The sequence below is a fragment of the Lysobacter arseniciresistens ZS79 genome (assembly GCF_000768335.1).
GTDB lineage: Bacteria > Pseudomonadota > Gammaproteobacteria > Xanthomonadales > Xanthomonadaceae > Novilysobacter > Novilysobacter arseniciresistens.
Map to the genome: position 1 here is coordinate 1 of NZ_AVPT01000041.1, position 16,023 is coordinate 16,023.

The following is a 16,023-nucleotide window of genomic DNA, read 5'->3' on the forward strand; positions in this document are numbered from 1 at the left end:
TGCGCTCGAACTTACCCTTGGCCATGGCTGTTTACCTCTGGACGTATTTGTTGATCTTGTCGGGGGATGGCCCGGCGCATGGACGCCGGGCCGGGTTCAATCAGTTCTTCTTGACCACCGATTCGGCGATGTTGGCCGGCGCCTCGGCGTAGTGGTCGAACTCCATCGAGTAGGTCGCGCGACCCTGCGACATGGAGCGCAGGGTGGTCGCGTAGCCGAACATCTCGCCCAGCGGGATCATCGCGTTGATGATCTTGCCCGACGGGCTGTCGTCCTGGCCCTGGAGGATGCCGCGACGACGGCTGACGTCGCCCATCACGTCACCCAGGTAGTCCTCCGGCGTGACGATCTCGACCTTCATCATCGGCTCGAGCAGGACCGGGCTGGCCTTGTTGAAGCCTTCCTTGAACGCCATCGAGCCGGCGATCTTGAACGCCATTTCGGACGAGTCGACCTCGTGGTACGAACCGTCGACGAGGCGGATCTTGACGTCGACGACCGGGTAGCCGGCGAGCACGCCGTTGGCGGCGGCTTCCTGGATGCCCTTGTCGACGGCCGGGATGTACTCCTTCGGCACGACGCCACCGACGATCGCGTTCTCGAACTCGTAGCCCGCGCCCGGCTCCTGCGGGACCATCTCGATCCACACGTGGCCGAACTGGCCCTTGCCGCCCGACTGGCGGACGAACTTGCCTTCGACCTTGACCGGCTTGCGGATGGTCTCGCGGTAGGCGACCTGCGGCTTGCCGACGTTGGCCTCGACGTTGAACTCGCGCTTCATGCGGTCAACGATGATGTCCAGGTGCAGCTCGCCCATGCCGGCGATAATGGTCTGGCCGGACTCCTCGTCGGTACGCACGCGGAACGACGGGTCCTCCTGCGCCAGGCGACCCAGCGCCAGGCCCATCTTCTCCTGGTCGGACTTGGTCTTGGGCTCGACCGCCATCGAGATCACCGGCTCCGGGAACGTCATGCGCTCGAGGGTGATGATCGCGTCCTGCGCGCACAGGGTGTCACCGGTGGTGACGTCCTTCAGGCCCACCGCCGCGGCGATGTCGCCGGCGCGCACTTCCTTGATCTCCTGGCGATCGTTGGAGTGCATCTGCAGCAGGCGGCCGACGCGCTCCTTCTTCGACTTGACCGGGTTGTAGACCTGGTCACCGGAGTTGAGCACGCCCGAATAGACGCGGAAGAAGGTCAGCGAACCGACGAACGGGTCGGTCATGATCTTGAACGCCAGCGCCGAGAACTTCTCGTCGTCCGACGCCTTGCGCGAGGCTTCCTTCTCGTCCTCGTCGACGCCCTGCACCGCCGGCACGTCGACCGGCGACGGCAGCAGCTGGATGACGCCGTCGAGCATGGCCTGCACGCCCTTGTTCTTGAACGCGGTACCGCAGAACACCGGGACGATCTCGGTCTTCAGGGTGCGCGCACGCAGGCCGGCGATGATCTCGGCCTCGGACAGCTCGCCCTCGTTGAGGTACTTGTCCATGAGCTCTTCGCTCGCCTCGGCGGCGGCCTCGATCATGAACGCGCGCGCCTCGGCGGCCTTGTCGGCCAGCTCGGCCGGGATATCGCCGTACTCGAACACGGTGCCCTGGGACGCGGTGTCCCAGTGGATGCGCTTCATCTTGAGCAGGTCGATCACGCCGTCAAAGCCGTCCTCGGCGCCGACCGGCACCTGCATCGGCACGGCGTACGCGCCCAGGCGCGACTTCAGCTGGCCGACGACCTTGTCGAAGTTGGCACCGGTGCGATCCATCTTGTTGACGAACGCCATGCGCGGCACCGCGTACTTGTTGGCCTGGCGCCACACGGTCTCGGACTGCGGCTGCACGCCACCGACCGCGCACAGCACGAACACCGCGCCGTCGAGCACGCGCAGGCTGCGCTCCACCTCGATGGTGAAGTCGACGTGCCCGGGGGTGTCGATGATGTTGAAGCGGTGCTCCGGCATGGTCTTGTCCATGCCCTTCCAGAACGCGGTGGTCGCCGCCGACTGGATGGTGATGCCGCGCTCCTGCTCCTGCTCCATCCAGTCCATGGTGGCGGCGCCGTCGTGCACCTCGCCCAGCTTGTGGCTGACACCGGTGTAGAACAGGATGCGCTCGGACGTGGTGGTCTTGCCGGCATCGATGTGGGCCATGATGCCGAAGTTGCGGTAACGCTCGATGGGAGTGGTGCGAGCCACGGGACCCTCTCGTATTTTTATGGTTTCCAGATGGCCGGATGCCGCCTGACGGCGGCCTCCGGTTCGCATGGCGGCAGAGCCGCCGCGGCAGCGCGCTATCGCGCTGCGCGAGAGTCCCGGCGGCAAGCCGCCGGGACATCCCGGATCACCAGCGGTAGTGGGCGAACGCCTTGTTCGCTTCCGCCATGCGGTGGGTCTCTTCGCGCTTCTTGATCGCGCCGCCACGGCTCTCCGAGGCGTCGATCAGTTCGGCGGCGAGCTTGCGCGGCATGCTGTTCTCGCCACGCTTGCGGGCCGACTCGATCAGCCAGCGCATCGCCAGCGCCATGCGGCGCGAGGCGCGCACTTCGACCGGCACCTGGTAGGTCGAGCCACCGACGCGGCGCGACTTGACCTCGACCGCCGGGGAGATGTTGCTCAGCGCCTTCTCGACAACCTCGAGCGGATTGGGGTTCTTCTCCCCGATCACGTCCATGGCGCCGTAGACGATCTTCTCGGCGACGGACTTCTTGCCGCTGTACATGACCATGTTGATGAAGCGCGCGATGGTCTCGCTGCCGTGCTTGGGATCAGGCAGGACCGAACGCTGCGGGGTGGAGCCTTTACGCGACATGGATCAGTTCCTCAGGACTTCGGGCGCTTGGCGCCGTACTTGGAGCGACGCTGGCGACGCTTGGCGACACCGGCGGCGTCGAGCGAGCCGCGCACAGTGTGGTAACGCACGCCCGGCAGGTCCTTGACGCGGCCACCGCGGATCAGCACCACCGAGTGCTCCTGCAGGTTGTGGCCTTCGCCACCGATGTACGAGATGACCTCGTAACCGTTGGTCAGGCGCACCTTGGCCACCTTGCGCATCGCCGAGTTCGGCTTCTTCGGGGTGGTGGTGTAGACACGGGTGCAAACGCCACGGCGCTGCGGGCAGTTCTCGAGCGCCGGCGAGGCGCTCTTGTACGTGGCCGCCTGCCGCGGTTTGCGGACCAGCTGATTGATCGTCGCCATCTGAACTCTTCTGAGGAGAAGGCCCGCGCGGAATGCGGACCCTGTTGAAAACGAACGGCAAGCCGAATGCACCCGGCCGACCGAGACGGAAAAGTATAGCCCGCGTCAGACGTTTCCGTCAAACGCGAGCCTGATTAGGACGACCGGGGCGCCTCGGCGTCCCGGCTTCCAATGGTTCCCGCCCTTCCGTGGGCCCAACACGAGGCGCTCCGTGCGCCTCATTTGGTGATCTGGGCGGCCCCGCGAAGGAGCCGCGATGGCGCCACTCAGGTGGCGCTGGATTCCTCGCCGGCGTCGGCGATGTCGACCGCTTCGGTGGTGACCGGCGCGGACAGCGCCTCCATCTCCGATTCGGTCAGGCCCGACGCGTTGCGACGGCGCTGGGTGTGGTACGCCAGACCGGTACCGGCCGGGATCAGGCGACCCACGATCACGTTCTCCTTGAGGCCGCGCAGGCCGTCGCGGGTACCGCGCACGGCGGCCTCGGTCAGCACGCGGGTGGTCTCCTGGAACGACGCGGCCGAGATGAACGACTCGGTCGCCAGGGATGCCTTGGTGATGCCCAGCAGGACCGGCTCGAACTGCGGCACGATCTCGTTGCGGCCGGCCACCCGGGCGAGCTCCTCGACGTAACGCTGGCGCTCGACCTGCTCGCCGTGCAGGAACTTGCTGTCGCCGGCATCGGTGATCTCGACCTTGCGCAGCATCTGGCGGACGATCACCTCGATGTGCTTGTCGTTGATCTTCACGCCCTGCAGGCGGTAGACGTCCTGGATTTCCTTGGTCAGGTAGACCGCCAGCGGCTCCACGCCCAGCAGGCGCAGGATGTCCTGCGGGCTCGGCTCGCCGTCCACCACGGTCTCGCCCTTCTCCACGTGCTCGCCTTCGAACACGATGATCTGGCGGTACTTCGGGATCAACTCCTCGTGCTCGTTGCCGTCGGCGTCCTTGATGATCAGGCGCTGCTTGCCCTTGGTGTCCTTGCCGAAGCTGACGATGCCCGAACGCTCGGCCAGGATCGCCGGATCCTTCGGCTTGCGCGCCTCGAACAGGTCGGCCACGCGCGGCAGACCACCGGTGATGTCGCGGGTCTTGGACGCTTCCTGCGGGATCTTGGCGACCACGTCGCCGACGCCGACCGCGGCGCCGTCCTGCAGGTTGACGACCGAGCGCGGCGGCAGCTGGTACTGCGCCGGCAGGTCGGTGCCCGGGATCGTCAGGTCATCGCCGTTCTTGTCGACGATGCGGACGATCGGGCGCAGGTCCTTGGCCTGCGAACCGCGGCGCTTGGGATCGGTGATCTCGCGCGAGGCCAGGCCGGTCAGTTCGTCGGTCTTCTCGATCACGGTCACGCCGTCGACGAAGTCGACGAAGCGCACGAAACCGGCGACTTCCGAAACGATCGGGTGGTTGTGCGGATCCCAGTTGGCGACCTGCTGGCCGGCCTTGATCTCGGCGCCGTCCTTGACGTTGACGGTGGCACCGTACGGCAGCTTGTAGCGCTCGCGCTCGCGGCCGTGGGCGTCCAGCACCGACAGCTCACCCGAGCGCGACACCGCCACGAAGTGGCCGTTGGCGTGCTCGACGTGCTTGAGGTTGTTGAACTTGATCGAACCGGTGGTCTTGACCGTCACGTTGTCGATCGCCGCCGCACGCGAAGCCGCACCACCGATGTGGAACGTACGCATGGTCAGCTGGGTGCCCGGCTCGCCGATCGACTGCGCGGCGACCACGCCCACGGCCTCGCCGAGGTTGACGATGTGGCCACGGCCCAGGTCGCGGCCGTAGCAGTGCGCGCACACGCCGAACGACGATTCGCAGGTGATGGTCGAGCGGACCTTGATCGACTGCACGCCGGCGTCTTCCAGCTTCACCACCCACTGCTCGTCGAGCAGGGTGTTGCGGGTGACGATCGGGTCCTCGTCGTTGCCCGGCAGGAACACGTCCTCGGCCACGATGCGGCCCAGCACGCGGTCGCGCAGCGGCTCGACCACGTCGCCGCCTTCGACGATCGGGGTCATGGTCAGGCCGTCATGGGTGCCGCAGTCGCTCTCGGTGATCACCACGTCCTGCGCCACGTCGACCAGGCGACGGGTCAGGTAACCGGAGTTGGCGGTCTTCAGCGCGGTATCGGCCAGGCCCTTTCGTGCACCGTGGGTCGAGATGAAGTACTGCAGGACGTTGAGGCCCTCGCGGAAGTTCGCGGTGATCGGGGTCTCGATGATCGAGCCGTCCGGCTTGGCCATCAGGCCACGCATGCCGGCCAGCTGGCGGATCTGCGCCTGCGAACCTCGCGCGCCGGAGTCGGCCATGATGTAGACCGAGTTCATCGACTTCTGCGGGACCTGCTTGCCTTCGGCATCGGTCACGGTGTCGGTGCCGATCGCGTCCATCATCGCCTTGGCCACGCGCTCGTTGGTGCGCGACCAGATGTCGACGACCTTGTTGTAGCGCTCGCCGGCGGTGACCAGGCCCGACTGGTACTGCTCCTGGATCTCCAGCACCTCGGCCTCGGCCTCGGCGAGGATGCCCTTCTTCTCGGCCGGGATGGTCATGTCGTCGATGCCGATCGACACGCCGGCGCGGGTCGCGTAGGCGAAGCCGGTGTACATCAGCTGGTCGGCGAACACGACGGTGTCCTTCAGGCCCAGCATGCGGTACGAGGAGTTGATCAGGCGGCTGATGTTCTTCTTGGTCAACTCGACGTTGGCCAGTGCGAACGGCAGGCCCTCCGGCAGGATCTCGCGCAGCAGCGCACGCCCGACCGTCGTGTCGACGATCGAGGTCTTCTGCTCGCTGCTGCCGTCCTCGTGGTTGACGGTCTCGCTGATGCGCACCTTGACCTGCGCGTGCAGCTCGACTACGCGGTTGTCGTAGGCCCGCTTGACCTCGGCGACGTTGGCGAACGCCATGCCCTCGCCCTTCTTGCCGACCAGCGCGCGGGTCATGTAGTACAGGCCGAGCACGACGTCCTGCGACGGCACGATGATCGGCTCGCCGTTGGCCGGCGACAGGATGTTGTTGGACGCCATCATCAGCGCGCGCGCTTCCATCTGGGCCTCCAGCGAGAGCGGCACGTGGACGGCCATCTGGTCACCGTCGAAGTCGGCGTTGAACGCGGTGCAGACCAGCGGGTGCAGCTGGATCGCCTTGCCCTCGATCAGCACCGGCTCGAACGCCTGGATGCCGAGGCGGTGCAGGGTCGGCGCGCGGTTGAGCAGCACCGGGTGCTCGCGGATGACCTCTTCGAGGATGTCCCACACCTCGGCCTCTTCACGCTCGACCAGCTTCTTGGCGGCCTTGATCGTGGTGGCCAGGCCTCGACGCTGCAGCTTGGCGAAGATGAACGGCTTGAACAGCTCCAGCGCCATCTTCTTCGGCAGGCCGCACTGGTGCAGCTTGAGGTACGGACCGACCACGATGACCGAACGGCCCGAGTAGTCGACGCGCTTGCCGAGCAGGTTCTGGCGGAACCGGCCCTGCTTGCCCTTGATCATGTCGGCCAGCGACTTCAGCGGGCGCTTGTTGGTGCCGGTGATGGCGCGGCCGCGGCGGCCGTTGTCCATCAGCGCGTCCACCGACTCCTGCAGCATGCGCTTCTCGTTGCGCACGATGATGTCCGGCGCGTTGAGCTCGAGCAGGCGGCGCAGGCGGTTGTTGCGGTTGATGACGCGGCGGTACAGGTCATTGAGGTCGGAGGTCGCGAAGCGGCCACCGTCCAGCGGCACCAGCGGGCGCAGGTCCGGCGGCAGCACCGGCAGCACCGTCATGATCATCCACTCCGGGCGGTTGCCGGACTCGATGAAGGCCTCGACCAGCTTGATCCGCTTGGTCAGGCGCTTGAGCTTGGTTTCCGAACCGGTGGCGGCGATGTCTTCCTTCAGCTGGACCATTTCCGACTGCAGGTCGATCGTGCGCAGCAGGTCGTAGACCGCCTCGGCGCCCATCGCGGCCTCGAAGTCGTCGCCGTGCTCCTGGCGCGCCTGCATGTACTGCTCTTCATTGAGCAGCTGGCCGCGCTCGAACGGGGTCAGGCCCGGCTCGGTGACCACGAACGCCTCGAAGTACAGGATGCGCTCGATGTCGCGCAGGGTCATGTCCAGCATCAGGCCGATGCGGCTGGGCAGCGACTTCAGGAACCAGATGTGCGCGACCGGCGAGGCCAGGTCGATGTGGCCCATGCGCTCGCGGCGCACCTTGGCGAGGGTGACCTCGGTGCCGCACTTCTCGCACACCACGCCGCGGTGCTTCATGCGCTTGTACTTGCCGCACAGGCACTCGTAGTCCTTGATCGGCCCGAAGATGGCCGCGCAGAACAGGCCGTCGCGCTCGGGCTTGAAGGTGCGGTAGTTGATGGTCTCGGGCTTCTTGACCTCGCCGAAGGACCACGAACGGATCAGGTCCGGCGACGCCAGCGCGATCTTGATCGCGTCGAAGTCGAGCGCGGGACGCTGCTGGTTGAACAGGTTGAGCAGGTCTTTCATTTTCTGTCTCCGCAGAGGAGTAAGTCGTCGAAGGGCTGTGGACTGCCGGCGGTCGGGGAGCGCGCGTCACGCGGCGCTCCCCGGCCCGGCTCAGGTCTCTTCCAGCTCCATGTTGATCGCGAGCGAGCGGATTTCCTTCACCAGCACGTTGAAGGACTCCGGCATGCCGGCGACCATCTCGTACTCGCCGTCGACGATGTTCTTGTACATCTGGTTGCGGCCCTGCACGTCGTCGGACTTCACCGTCAGCATTTCCTGCAGGGTGTAGGCCGCGCCGTAGGCTTCCAGCGCCCAGACTTCCATCTCACCGAAGCGCTGGCCGCCGAACTGCGCCTTGCCGCCCAGCGGCTGCTGGGTGACGAGCGAGTACGGGCCGGTCGAGCGGGCGTGCATCTTGTCGTCGACCAGGTGGTTGAGCTTCAGCATGTGCATGTAGCCCACCGTGACCTCGCGCTCGAACGCCTCGCCGGTGCGACCGTCGTGCAGCACGGTCTGGCCGCTTTCCGGCAGGTCGGCGAGCTTCAGCATCGCCTTGAGCTCGGACTCGGCCGCGCCGTCGAACACCGGGGTCGCCATCGGCACACCGTCGGTGAGGTTCTGTGCCAGCGTCAGCAGTTCCTGGTCGCTGAACTGCTTGAGGTCGACGCGCTCGCCCTGCAGCTTGCTGTCGTGGTTGTAGATCTCGTCGAGGAACTTGCGCAGCTCGGCCACCTTGGCCTGCGCCTCGAGCATCCGCTGGATCTTCTGGCCCAGGCCCTTGGCGGCCCAGCCCAGGTGGACTTCGAGGATCTGGCCGATGTTCATTCGGCTCGGCACGCCCAGCGGGTTCAGCACGATGTCGACGGTCTGGCCGTCGGCCATGTACGGCATGTCCTGCACCGGCACGATGGTCGACACGACGCCCTTGTTGCCGTGGCGGCCGGCCATCTTGTCGCCCGGCTGGATGCGACGCTTCACCGCCAGGAACACCTTGACCATCTTCAGCACGCCCGGGGCGAGGTCGTCGCCCTGGGTGATCTTGGCGCGCTTGTCGGCAAAGCGGCGCTCGAACTCCTGCTCGTGCGCGGCGATCTGCTTCTGCGCGCGCTCGATCGCCTCGACCGCGTCCTCGTCCTTCATGCGCAGGCTGAACCAGTCCTTCCGGCTCAGGCCGTCGAGCACCAGCGAGGTGACGGTCTCGCCCTTCTTCAGGCCGGCGCCACCGTTGGCGGTCTTGCCGATCAGCTGGCCGCGCAGGCGGTCGTAGATCGCCGCCTCGAGGATGCGGAACTGGTCGTCGAAGTCCTTCTTGACCCGGCGGATCTCGTTCTCCTCGATCTGGCGGGCGCGCTTGTCCTTCTCGATGCCGTCGCGGGTGAAGACCTGCACGTCGATAACGGTGCCGTCCATGCCCGGCGGCACGCGCAGCGAGCTGTCCTTCACGTCCGACGCCTTCTCGCCGAAGATCGCGCGCAGCAGCTTCTCTTCCGGGGTCAGCTGGCTCTCGCCCTTCGGCGTGACCTTGCCGACCAGGATGTCGCCGGCGCGCACTTCGGCGCCGATGTACACCACGCCGGACTCGTCGAGACGGTTGAGCGCCTGCTCGGAGACGTTCGGGATGTCGGCGGAGATCTCCTCCGGCCCGAGCTTGGTGTCGCGTGCGACCGCGGTCAGCTCCTCGATGTGGATCGTGGTGTAGCGGTCTTCCTGGACCACGCGCTCCGACAGCAGGATCGAGTCCTCGAAGTTGTAGCCGTTCCACGGCATGAACGCGACCAGCATGTTCTGGCCCAGCGCCAGCTCGCCGATGTCGGTCGACGGGCCGTCGGCCAGCACGTCGCCGCGCGCGACCACGTCACCCACGTTCACCAGCGGGCGCTGGTTGATGCAGGTGTTCTGGTTGGAGCGGGTGTACTTGATCAGGTTGTAGATGTCGACGCCGGCATCGGCCTCGCCGACGATCTCGTCATCAAAGGCCTTGACCACGATGCGGCCGGCGTCGATCTGCTCGATCACGCCGCCGCGCAGGGCGTTGACGGTCACGCCCGAGTCGCGCGCAACGGCGCGCTCGATGCCGGTACCGACCAGCGGCTTCTGCGCCCGCAGCGTCGGCACGGCCTGGCGCTGCATGTTGGCGCCCATCAGCGCGCGGTTGGCGTCGTCGTGCTCGAGGAACGGCACCAGCGCCGCCGCGACCGACACGGTCTGCATCGGCGAGACGTCCATGAAGTGGATCTCGCTCGGCGGCTTGAGCAGCGACTCGCCCTGGAAGCGGCAGGCCACGAACTGCGCGGTCAGCTTGCCCTTCTCGTCCTGCGGCGCGTTGGCCTGGGCGATGACGTACTCGTTCTCCTCGATCGCCGACAGGTACTCGACCTCGTCGGTGACCTTGCCGTCCACGACCTTGCGGTACGGCGTCTCGAGGAAGCCGTACTGGTTGGTGCGCGCGAACACGGCGAGCGAGTTGATCAGGCCGATGTTCGGGCCTTCCGGCGTCTCGATGGTGCAGACGCGGCCGTAGTGGGTCGGGTGCACGTCGCGCACTTCGAAGCCGGCGCGCTCGCGGGTCAGGCCGCCCGGGCCAAGGGCCGACACGCGGCGCTTGTGGGTGACCTCCGACAGCGGGTTGTTCTGGTCCATGAACTGCGACAGCTGCGAGGAGCCGAAGAACTCCTTGATCGCGGCGGCGACGGGCTTGGCGTTGATCAGCTCCTGCGGGGTCAGGCCCTCGGACTCGGCCATCGACAGGCGCTCCTTGACCGCGCGCTCGACCCGGACCAGGCCGACGCGGAAGGTGTTCTCGGCCATTTCGCCGACCGAACGCACGCGACGGTTGCCGAGGTGGTCGATGTCGTCCACCACGCCACGGCCGTTGCGGATCTCGGTCAGGACCTTGATCACGTCGAGGATGTCGGAGCCGTCACCGCACTCGGCGGCCAGCTTCTTCGACTCCTCGTCCTTGCGCTCGGCGTAGTACTTGGCGTCGTACAGCACCGACGCGCCGGTGGTTTCCTTGCGGCCGATGCGACGGTTGAACTTCATCCGGCCCACGGCCGACAGGTCGTAGCGATCGAAGGTGAAGAACAGGTTGTGGAACAGGTTCTGCGCGGCGTCCTTGGTCGGCGGCTCGCCCGGACGCATCATCCGGTAGATCTCGACCAGCGCCTCGAGCTGGGTCTTGCTCGGGTCGATGCGCAGGGTGTTGGAGATGAACGGACCGCGGTCGAGGTCGTTGACCCAGATGGTGCCGACGGTCTCGATGCCGGCCTTGCGGAAGGCCTCGAGCTGCTCCTCGGTGATCTCGTCGTTGGCGTTGGCGATCAGCTCGCCGGTGGACGCGTCGACCACGTCGTGCGACAGGATGCGGCCGACCAGGTAGGCGTCGGGAACCGCCAGCGCGTCGATGCCGGAGGCTTCGAGCTGCTTGACGTGGCGCGCGGTGATGCGGCGGCCGGCCTCGACGATGACCTTGTCGCCGTCGGCCAGGTCGAAGTCGAGGGTCTCGCCACGCAGGCGTTCGGCCACCAGCTCCAGCTGGACGCCTTCCTTCGGGTCGATGTGGAAGGTGTTGGTCTCGAAGAACTCGGCCAGCATCTCCTCGTTGTTGTAGCCCAGCGCGCGCAGCAGCACGGTCACCGGCAGCTTGCGGCGACGGTCGATGCGGGTGAACAGCGCGTCCTTCGGATCGAACTCGAAGTCCAGCCACGAGCCGCGGTAGGGGATGATGCGGGCGCTGTACAGCAGCTTGCCCGAGCTGTGGGTCTTGCCGCGGTCGTGGTCGAAGAACACGCCCGGCGAGCGGTGCAGCTGGGAGACGATGACGCGCTCGGTGCCGTTGACGATGAAGGTGCCGTTGTCGGTCATGAGCGGGATCTCGCCCATGTAGACCTCCTGCTCCTTCACGTACTTGATCGCCTTGGTCGACGACTCGCGGTCGTAGATCACCAGGCGGACGGTGACGCGCAGCGGGGCGCCGTAGCTCATGCCACGGGTGCGGCACTCGCGCTCGTCGAACGCCGGCTCACCGAGCTTGTAGCCCACGTATTCCAGCGCGGCGTTGCCACTGTAGCTGGCGATCGGGAACACCGACTTGAGCGCGGCGTGCAGGCCACGGTCCTCGCGCTTGGCCGGGTCGGTGTGCTCCTGCAGGAACGCACGGTACGAGTCGACCTGGATGGCGAGCAGGAACGGCACCTCGAGGATCGACTTGCGCTTGCCGAAGTCCTTGCGGATGCGCTTCTTCTCGGTGAACGAGTAATTCGTGGAAGCTGTGGTCATGGTGGCTACCGCCTCGTCTTTGCGGGCCGCGCGTCCGCGGCCCCGGGGGATACGTGAAGCTGCTACTTGGAAGTCGCTGGTATTGCCGGCACCAGCACGCCCTCTCCCGCTACTTCCAGCTAGCAACTCGTGTCGAAACCCTGTTGCCAGGGGGTACTGCTACAACGGCCAAAGGCCGGGGGCTTTCGCCCCCAGCCTCAGGTGGTCGCCGGTGAAGCCTGGCGACGCAAGTACGGCTTACTTCAGCTCGACGGTCGCGCCGGCGGCCTCGAGGTCCTTCTTGAACTTCTCGGCATCTTCCTTCGACACGCCTTCCTTCAGGACGCCACCGGCCTCGGCGAGGTCCTTGGCTTCCTTCAGGCCCAGGCCGGTGATGGCGCGGACGGCCTTGATGACCTCGACCTTCTTGGCGCCGGCGTCCTTCAGGACGACGTTGAACTCGGTCTGCTCTTCAGCGGCGGCGGCGCCGGCAGCCGGGCCGGCGGCCATCATGACCGGGGCGGCGGCGGTGACGCCGAACTTCTCTTCGATGGCCTTCACCAGCTCCATCACTTCCATCAGCGACTTGGCGGCGACGGCGTCGACGATCTGCTCGTTGGACAGGGACATTGTAATTACCTCTGGAAAATTGATCTTACGAATCGTTGATTGAGTCGCGTATGCGAATCAGGCTTCGGCGGCAGCTTCGGCGGGGGCGGCTTCGCCACCACCCTGCTGGTCGGCCACGGCCTTGACGACGCGGGCGAACATCGAGGCCGGCTCGGCCAGCACGCGGGCCAGCATGGACAGCGCCTGCTCGCGGGTCGGCAGGGCAGCCAGCACGTCGACGTGCTCGGCCGGCAGCAGCTTGCCTTCGACCGCGACGAGACGGGCCTTGAGCTTGTCGTTGCCCTTGGCGGCATCCTTGATCAGGCGCCCGGCGGCGCCGGGTTCCTCCAGCGAGAACGCGTACAGCAGCGGACCGGTCAGGGCGTCCTTGACGACCTCGAACTCGGTGCCCGCCACGGCGCGCGACGCCAGCGTGTTCTTGACAACTTTCAAGTACACGCCGGTTTCGCGGGCCGTCTTGCGCATCGCGGTCATCTGGCTGACCGTGGTGCCCGCGTACTCGGCTGCGACCAAGGAGTGGGCCTTGGCGGCGATGTCTGCCAGCTCGGCGACTACTTCTTGCTTCTGGGACAGATTGAGAGCCATTGCACTCCTCCAATTGAATTCCGCTTACGGCTCCTGCCGCGTGCGGTCCTAGGCGACGCCGGTCCCTGGCATCGGGGACGCCTTGCGGCATCCCGGTGGTGGCCACTCCAGAAAATTTTCCAGAAGGCACCATCTACGCAGGTCGACCCGAAGGTCCGGATTAAGCAGTCCCGTTTCCACCGGCGGCGATTCCCTGCCATTCCGAGCTTCCATGCCCGTCGCCGGTAGGCGTTGACCGCACCTGCGGTCTTTGACGGCTATCGCCGGGGCCGGAGCCTCGGCGATGCCCTCAAAACTTGTTGCTTACTTCAGCGCCAGGGTCGACTGGTCGACGGTGACGCCCGGGCCCATGGTCGAGCTGACCGAGACCTTCTGCAGGTACTGGCCCTTGGCGGTCGCCGGCTTGGCCTTGATCAGGTCGGCCAGCAGCGCCTCCAGGTTGCCCTTCAGCGAGGCGTCGTCGAAGTCGGCCTTGCCGATCGTGCAGTGGATGATGCCGGCCTTGTCGGTGCGGTAGCGGACCTGGCCACCCTTGGCGGCCTTGACCGCCTCGGCCGGGTTCGGCGACACGGTGCCGACCTTCGGGTTCGGCATCAGGCCGCGCGGGCCGAGCACCTGGCCGAGCTTGCCGACCACGCGCATCGCATCCGGGGTCGCGATGACGACGTCGTAGTTGAGGTCGCCGGCCTGCATCTTCTCGGCCAGGTCGTCCATGCCGACCGCCTCGGCACCCGCGGCCAGGGCCTCGTCGGCCTTGGCGCCGGCCGGGGCGAACACCGCCACGCGGACCGACTTGCCGGTACCGGCCGGCAGCACGGTCGAACCGCGCACCTGCTGGTCGGACTTCTTGGCGTCCACGCCCAGGCGCACGGCGACGTCGACGGACTCGACGAACTTGGCCTTGGTGGCGGTCTTGATGATCTTGATCGCTTCGTCGAAGGCGTATGCCTTGCCCGGAACGACGGCGGCCTTGATGGCCTTCTCACGCTTGGTCATTGCCATCTTCTCAGCCCTCCACCGTCAGACCCATGGCACGGGCCGAACCCGCGATCGTGCGCACCGCCGCGTCCAGGTCGGCCGCGGTCAGGTCCGCTTCCTTCTGCTTGGCGATCTCTTCCAGCTGGGCACGGGTGACCTTGCCCACCTTCTCGGTGTTCGGGCGCTTGGATCCGCTGGTGACGCCGGCGGCCTTCTTGAGCAGCACGGTGGCCGGGGTGCTCTTGGTGATGAAGGTGAAGGTACGGTCGGAGTACGCGGTGATGATCACCGGCGTCGGCAGGCCCGGCTCGAGCTTCGAGGTGGCCGCGTTGAACGCCTTGCAGAACTCCATGATGTTCAGGCCACGCTGGCCGAGGGCGGGACCCACCGGCGGCGACGGATTGGCCTGACCGGCCTTGACCTGCAGCTTGATGTAGCCGACTACTTTCTTTGCCATTGGTTTGCTCTCCGGGTGCAAGCGCCTGCGGGCAGGCTCCCCATCGCGCCGGGAAAATCACGTGTCCCGGCCTTCACGTTGTAGTTGCGCAGACAGCCGCCCGGGACGGACCCGAACGGCTGCGATGCCTTGATGGCTGGCACCTGGCGGGCGCCGAGCCGGGCAGTATACAGGATTTCCCGGCCGTCGCGGCCGGACGGTTCAGGCCTTCTCGACCTGGCCGAATTCCAGCTCGACCGGGGTCGAGCGGCCGAAGATCAGCACCGCCACGCGCAGGCGGCTCTTCTCGTAGTTGATTTCCTCGACCACGCCGTTGAAGTCGTTGAACGGACCGTCGATGACGCGGACCATCTCGCCCGGCTCGAACAGGACCTTCGGCCGCGGCTTGGCGACGCCTTCCTGGACCCGGTTGAGGATCGCGTCGGCCTCGTGGTCGGCGATCGGCAGCGGGCGGTCGGCGGTGCCGCCGATGAAACCCATGACCTTGGGGGTTTCCTTGATCAGGTGCCAGCTCTCGCTGTCGATCCGCGGGATGCCCCCCTCGTCGCTGGTGGCGATCTGGACCAGCACGTAGCCGGGGAAGAACTTGCGCTCGGAACGGCGCTTCTGGCCGGAGCGCATCTCCACCACTTCCTCGGTCGGCACCAGCACGTCGCCGAAGCGGTCCTGCATTTCCGCGCGCGCGATGCGGTCGCGCAGCGCCTGCGCCACCGACTTCTCGAAGCCGGAGTAGGCGTGCACGACATACCAGCGGCGGTTGCCGCCGGCGGCGGACCCGGTGTTGTCTGCGTTTTCCACGTCTGCCATCTCCTTAACGTCCCAGCAGCCACTTCACCGCGGCCTGGATGACCACGTCGAAGCCGGCCAGCAGCAGGCTCAGGATGATCACCGCGAGGATGACGATCCAGGTGGTGCGGGTGGCTTCCTGGCGGGTCGGCCAGACCACCTTGCGCAGCTCGAAGCGCGACTCCGACAGGAACTCGAGCACCTGGCCGCCCTTGTGGCTGCTCAGGAACACGACGGCACCGGCGACGAGGCCGCCCAGCACCGCCAGCGCGCGCAGGGCGCCCGGCCACTGTTCGAACCACAGGTAGGCGAACACGCCGGCAGCCACCAGCAACACGGCGAGCGCGTACTTGACGAAATCGCCCGCGGTGGCGGACCTGGGTTGTTCGACCTTGCTGTTCATCCGACTCGCCGCGCGATCCGCTTTCGCGATCGCGCCATCAGGTGGCACGCCAGGAGGGACTCGAACCCCCAACCTGCGGTTTTGGAGACCGCTGCTCTGCCAATTGAGCTACTGGCGTATGTATGGTCGCCCCGATACCCCGGGACCCTTTAGACGGCGAAGGCGGACCGCGGATCCGACATCAATCCTGGCCCGCCGTTCGCGCGTTGGCAGCCGCCCGCGCCGCGGGCGACCGGCCTGCTGTTACTTGATGATCTTCGAGACCACGCCGGCG

At 66.6% G+C, this 16,023-nt stretch carries 11 protein-coding genes and 1 tRNA gene; all 12 read right to left on the reverse strand.

The window, feature by feature from the left end; genetic code table 11:
• Nucleotides 1-100 precede the first annotated feature (100 nt).
• Nucleotides 101-2,191: an elongation factor G gene (gene fusA / locus N799_RS13085; RefSeq protein ID WP_036213433.1), complete on the reverse strand. Its 2,091-nt coding sequence runs from the start codon at nt 2,189-2,191 to the stop codon at nt 101-103.
• Nucleotides 2,192-2,336: 145 nt separating this feature from the next.
• Nucleotides 2,337-2,804: a 30S ribosomal protein S7 gene (gene rpsG / locus N799_RS13090; protein WP_036213436.1), complete on the reverse strand. Its 468-nt coding sequence runs from the start codon at nt 2,802-2,804 to the stop codon at nt 2,337-2,339.
• An 11-nt stretch (nt 2,805-2,815) separates the two neighbouring features.
• Nucleotides 2,816-3,190: a 30S ribosomal protein S12 gene (gene rpsL, locus N799_RS13095; RefSeq protein WP_036213440.1), complete on the reverse strand. Its 375-nt coding sequence runs from the start codon at nt 3,188-3,190 to the stop codon at nt 2,816-2,818.
• 266 nt (nt 3,191-3,456) lie between these two features.
• The gene (gene rpoC / locus N799_RS13100; RefSeq protein WP_036213443.1) at nt 3,457-7,674 is read right to left on the reverse strand and encodes a DNA-directed RNA polymerase subunit beta'; all 4,218 of its coding nucleotides are present in this window, start codon (nt 7,672-7,674) and stop codon (nt 3,457-3,459) included.
• A 90-nt stretch (nt 7,675-7,764) separates the two neighbouring features.
• Nucleotides 7,765-11,931, reverse strand: a complete 4,167-nt coding sequence (gene rpoB, locus N799_RS13105; RefSeq protein ID WP_036213448.1) for a DNA-directed RNA polymerase subunit beta — start codon at nt 11,929-11,931, stop codon at nt 7,765-7,767.
• A 237-nt stretch (nt 11,932-12,168) separates the two neighbouring features.
• Nucleotides 12,169-12,540 carry a 50S ribosomal protein L7/L12 gene (gene rplL, locus N799_RS13110; protein ID WP_036213451.1) on the reverse strand — a complete coding sequence of 124 codons (372 nt, stop codon included), beginning with the start codon at nt 12,538-12,540 and terminating at the stop codon, nt 12,169-12,171.
• Nucleotides 12,541-12,597: 57 nt separating this feature from the next.
• Nucleotides 12,598-13,125 (reverse strand): 50S ribosomal protein L10, encoded by a 528-nt coding sequence (rplJ, locus tag N799_RS13115; RefSeq protein ID WP_036213454.1) that lies wholly within the window; start codon nt 13,123-13,125, stop codon nt 12,598-12,600.
• Between the two features lie 303 nt (nt 13,126-13,428).
• The gene (gene rplA, locus N799_RS13120; protein WP_036213457.1) at nt 13,429-14,127 is read right to left on the reverse strand and encodes a 50S ribosomal protein L1; all 699 of its coding nucleotides are present in this window, start codon (nt 14,125-14,127) and stop codon (nt 13,429-13,431) included.
• A 4-nt stretch (nt 14,128-14,131) separates the two neighbouring features.
• Entirely contained in the window at nt 14,132-14,560 is a 429-nt protein-coding gene (rplK, locus tag N799_RS13125) for a 50S ribosomal protein L11 (RefSeq protein WP_036213460.1), read from the reverse strand.
• Between the two features lie 201 nt (nt 14,561-14,761).
• The gene (gene nusG / locus N799_RS13130) at nt 14,762-15,358 is read right to left on the reverse strand and encodes a transcription termination/antitermination protein NusG (protein ID WP_238978976.1); all 597 of its coding nucleotides are present in this window, start codon (nt 15,356-15,358) and stop codon (nt 14,762-14,764) included.
• Between the two features lie 13 nt (nt 15,359-15,371).
• Nucleotides 15,372-15,749, reverse strand: a complete 378-nt coding sequence (secE, locus tag N799_RS13135; RefSeq protein WP_036213463.1) for a preprotein translocase subunit SecE — start codon at nt 15,747-15,749, stop codon at nt 15,372-15,374.
• Between the two features lie 42 nt (nt 15,750-15,791).
• Nucleotides 15,792-15,867, reverse strand: a tRNA-Trp gene (locus tag N799_RS13140).
• Nucleotides 15,868-16,023 lie beyond the last annotated feature (156 nt).

Bases quoted from the DNA above. Each gene is read 5' to 3' on its own strand.
- rplA (WP_036213457.1), bottom strand. From the start codon at position 14,127: ATGGCAATGACCAAGCGTGAGAAGGCCATCAAGGCCGCCGTCGTTCCG.
- rpoB (WP_036213448.1), bottom strand. From the start codon at position 11,931: ATGACCACAGCTTCCACGAATTACTCGTTCACCGAGAAGAAGCGCATC.
- rplL (WP_036213451.1), bottom strand. From the start codon at position 12,540: ATGTCCCTGTCCAACGAGCAGATCGTCGACGCCGTCGCCGCCAAGTCG.
- rplK (WP_036213460.1), bottom strand. From the start codon at position 14,560: ATGGCAAAGAAAGTAGTCGGCTACATCAAGCTGCAGGTCAAGGCCGGT.
- rpsL (WP_036213440.1), bottom strand. From the start codon at position 3,190: ATGGCGACGATCAATCAGCTGGTCCGCAAACCGCGGCAGGCGGCCACG.
- rplJ (WP_036213454.1), bottom strand. From the start codon at position 13,125: ATGGCTCTCAATCTGTCCCAGAAGCAAGAAGTAGTCGCCGAGCTGGCA.
- secE (WP_036213463.1), bottom strand. From the start codon at position 15,749: ATGAACAGCAAGGTCGAACAACCCAGGTCCGCCACCGCGGGCGATTTC.
- rpsG (WP_036213436.1), bottom strand. From the start codon at position 2,804: ATGTCGCGTAAAGGCTCCACCCCGCAGCGTTCGGTCCTGCCTGATCCC.
- rpoC (WP_036213443.1), bottom strand. From the start codon at position 7,674: ATGAAAGACCTGCTCAACCTGTTCAACCAGCAGCGTCCCGCGCTCGAC.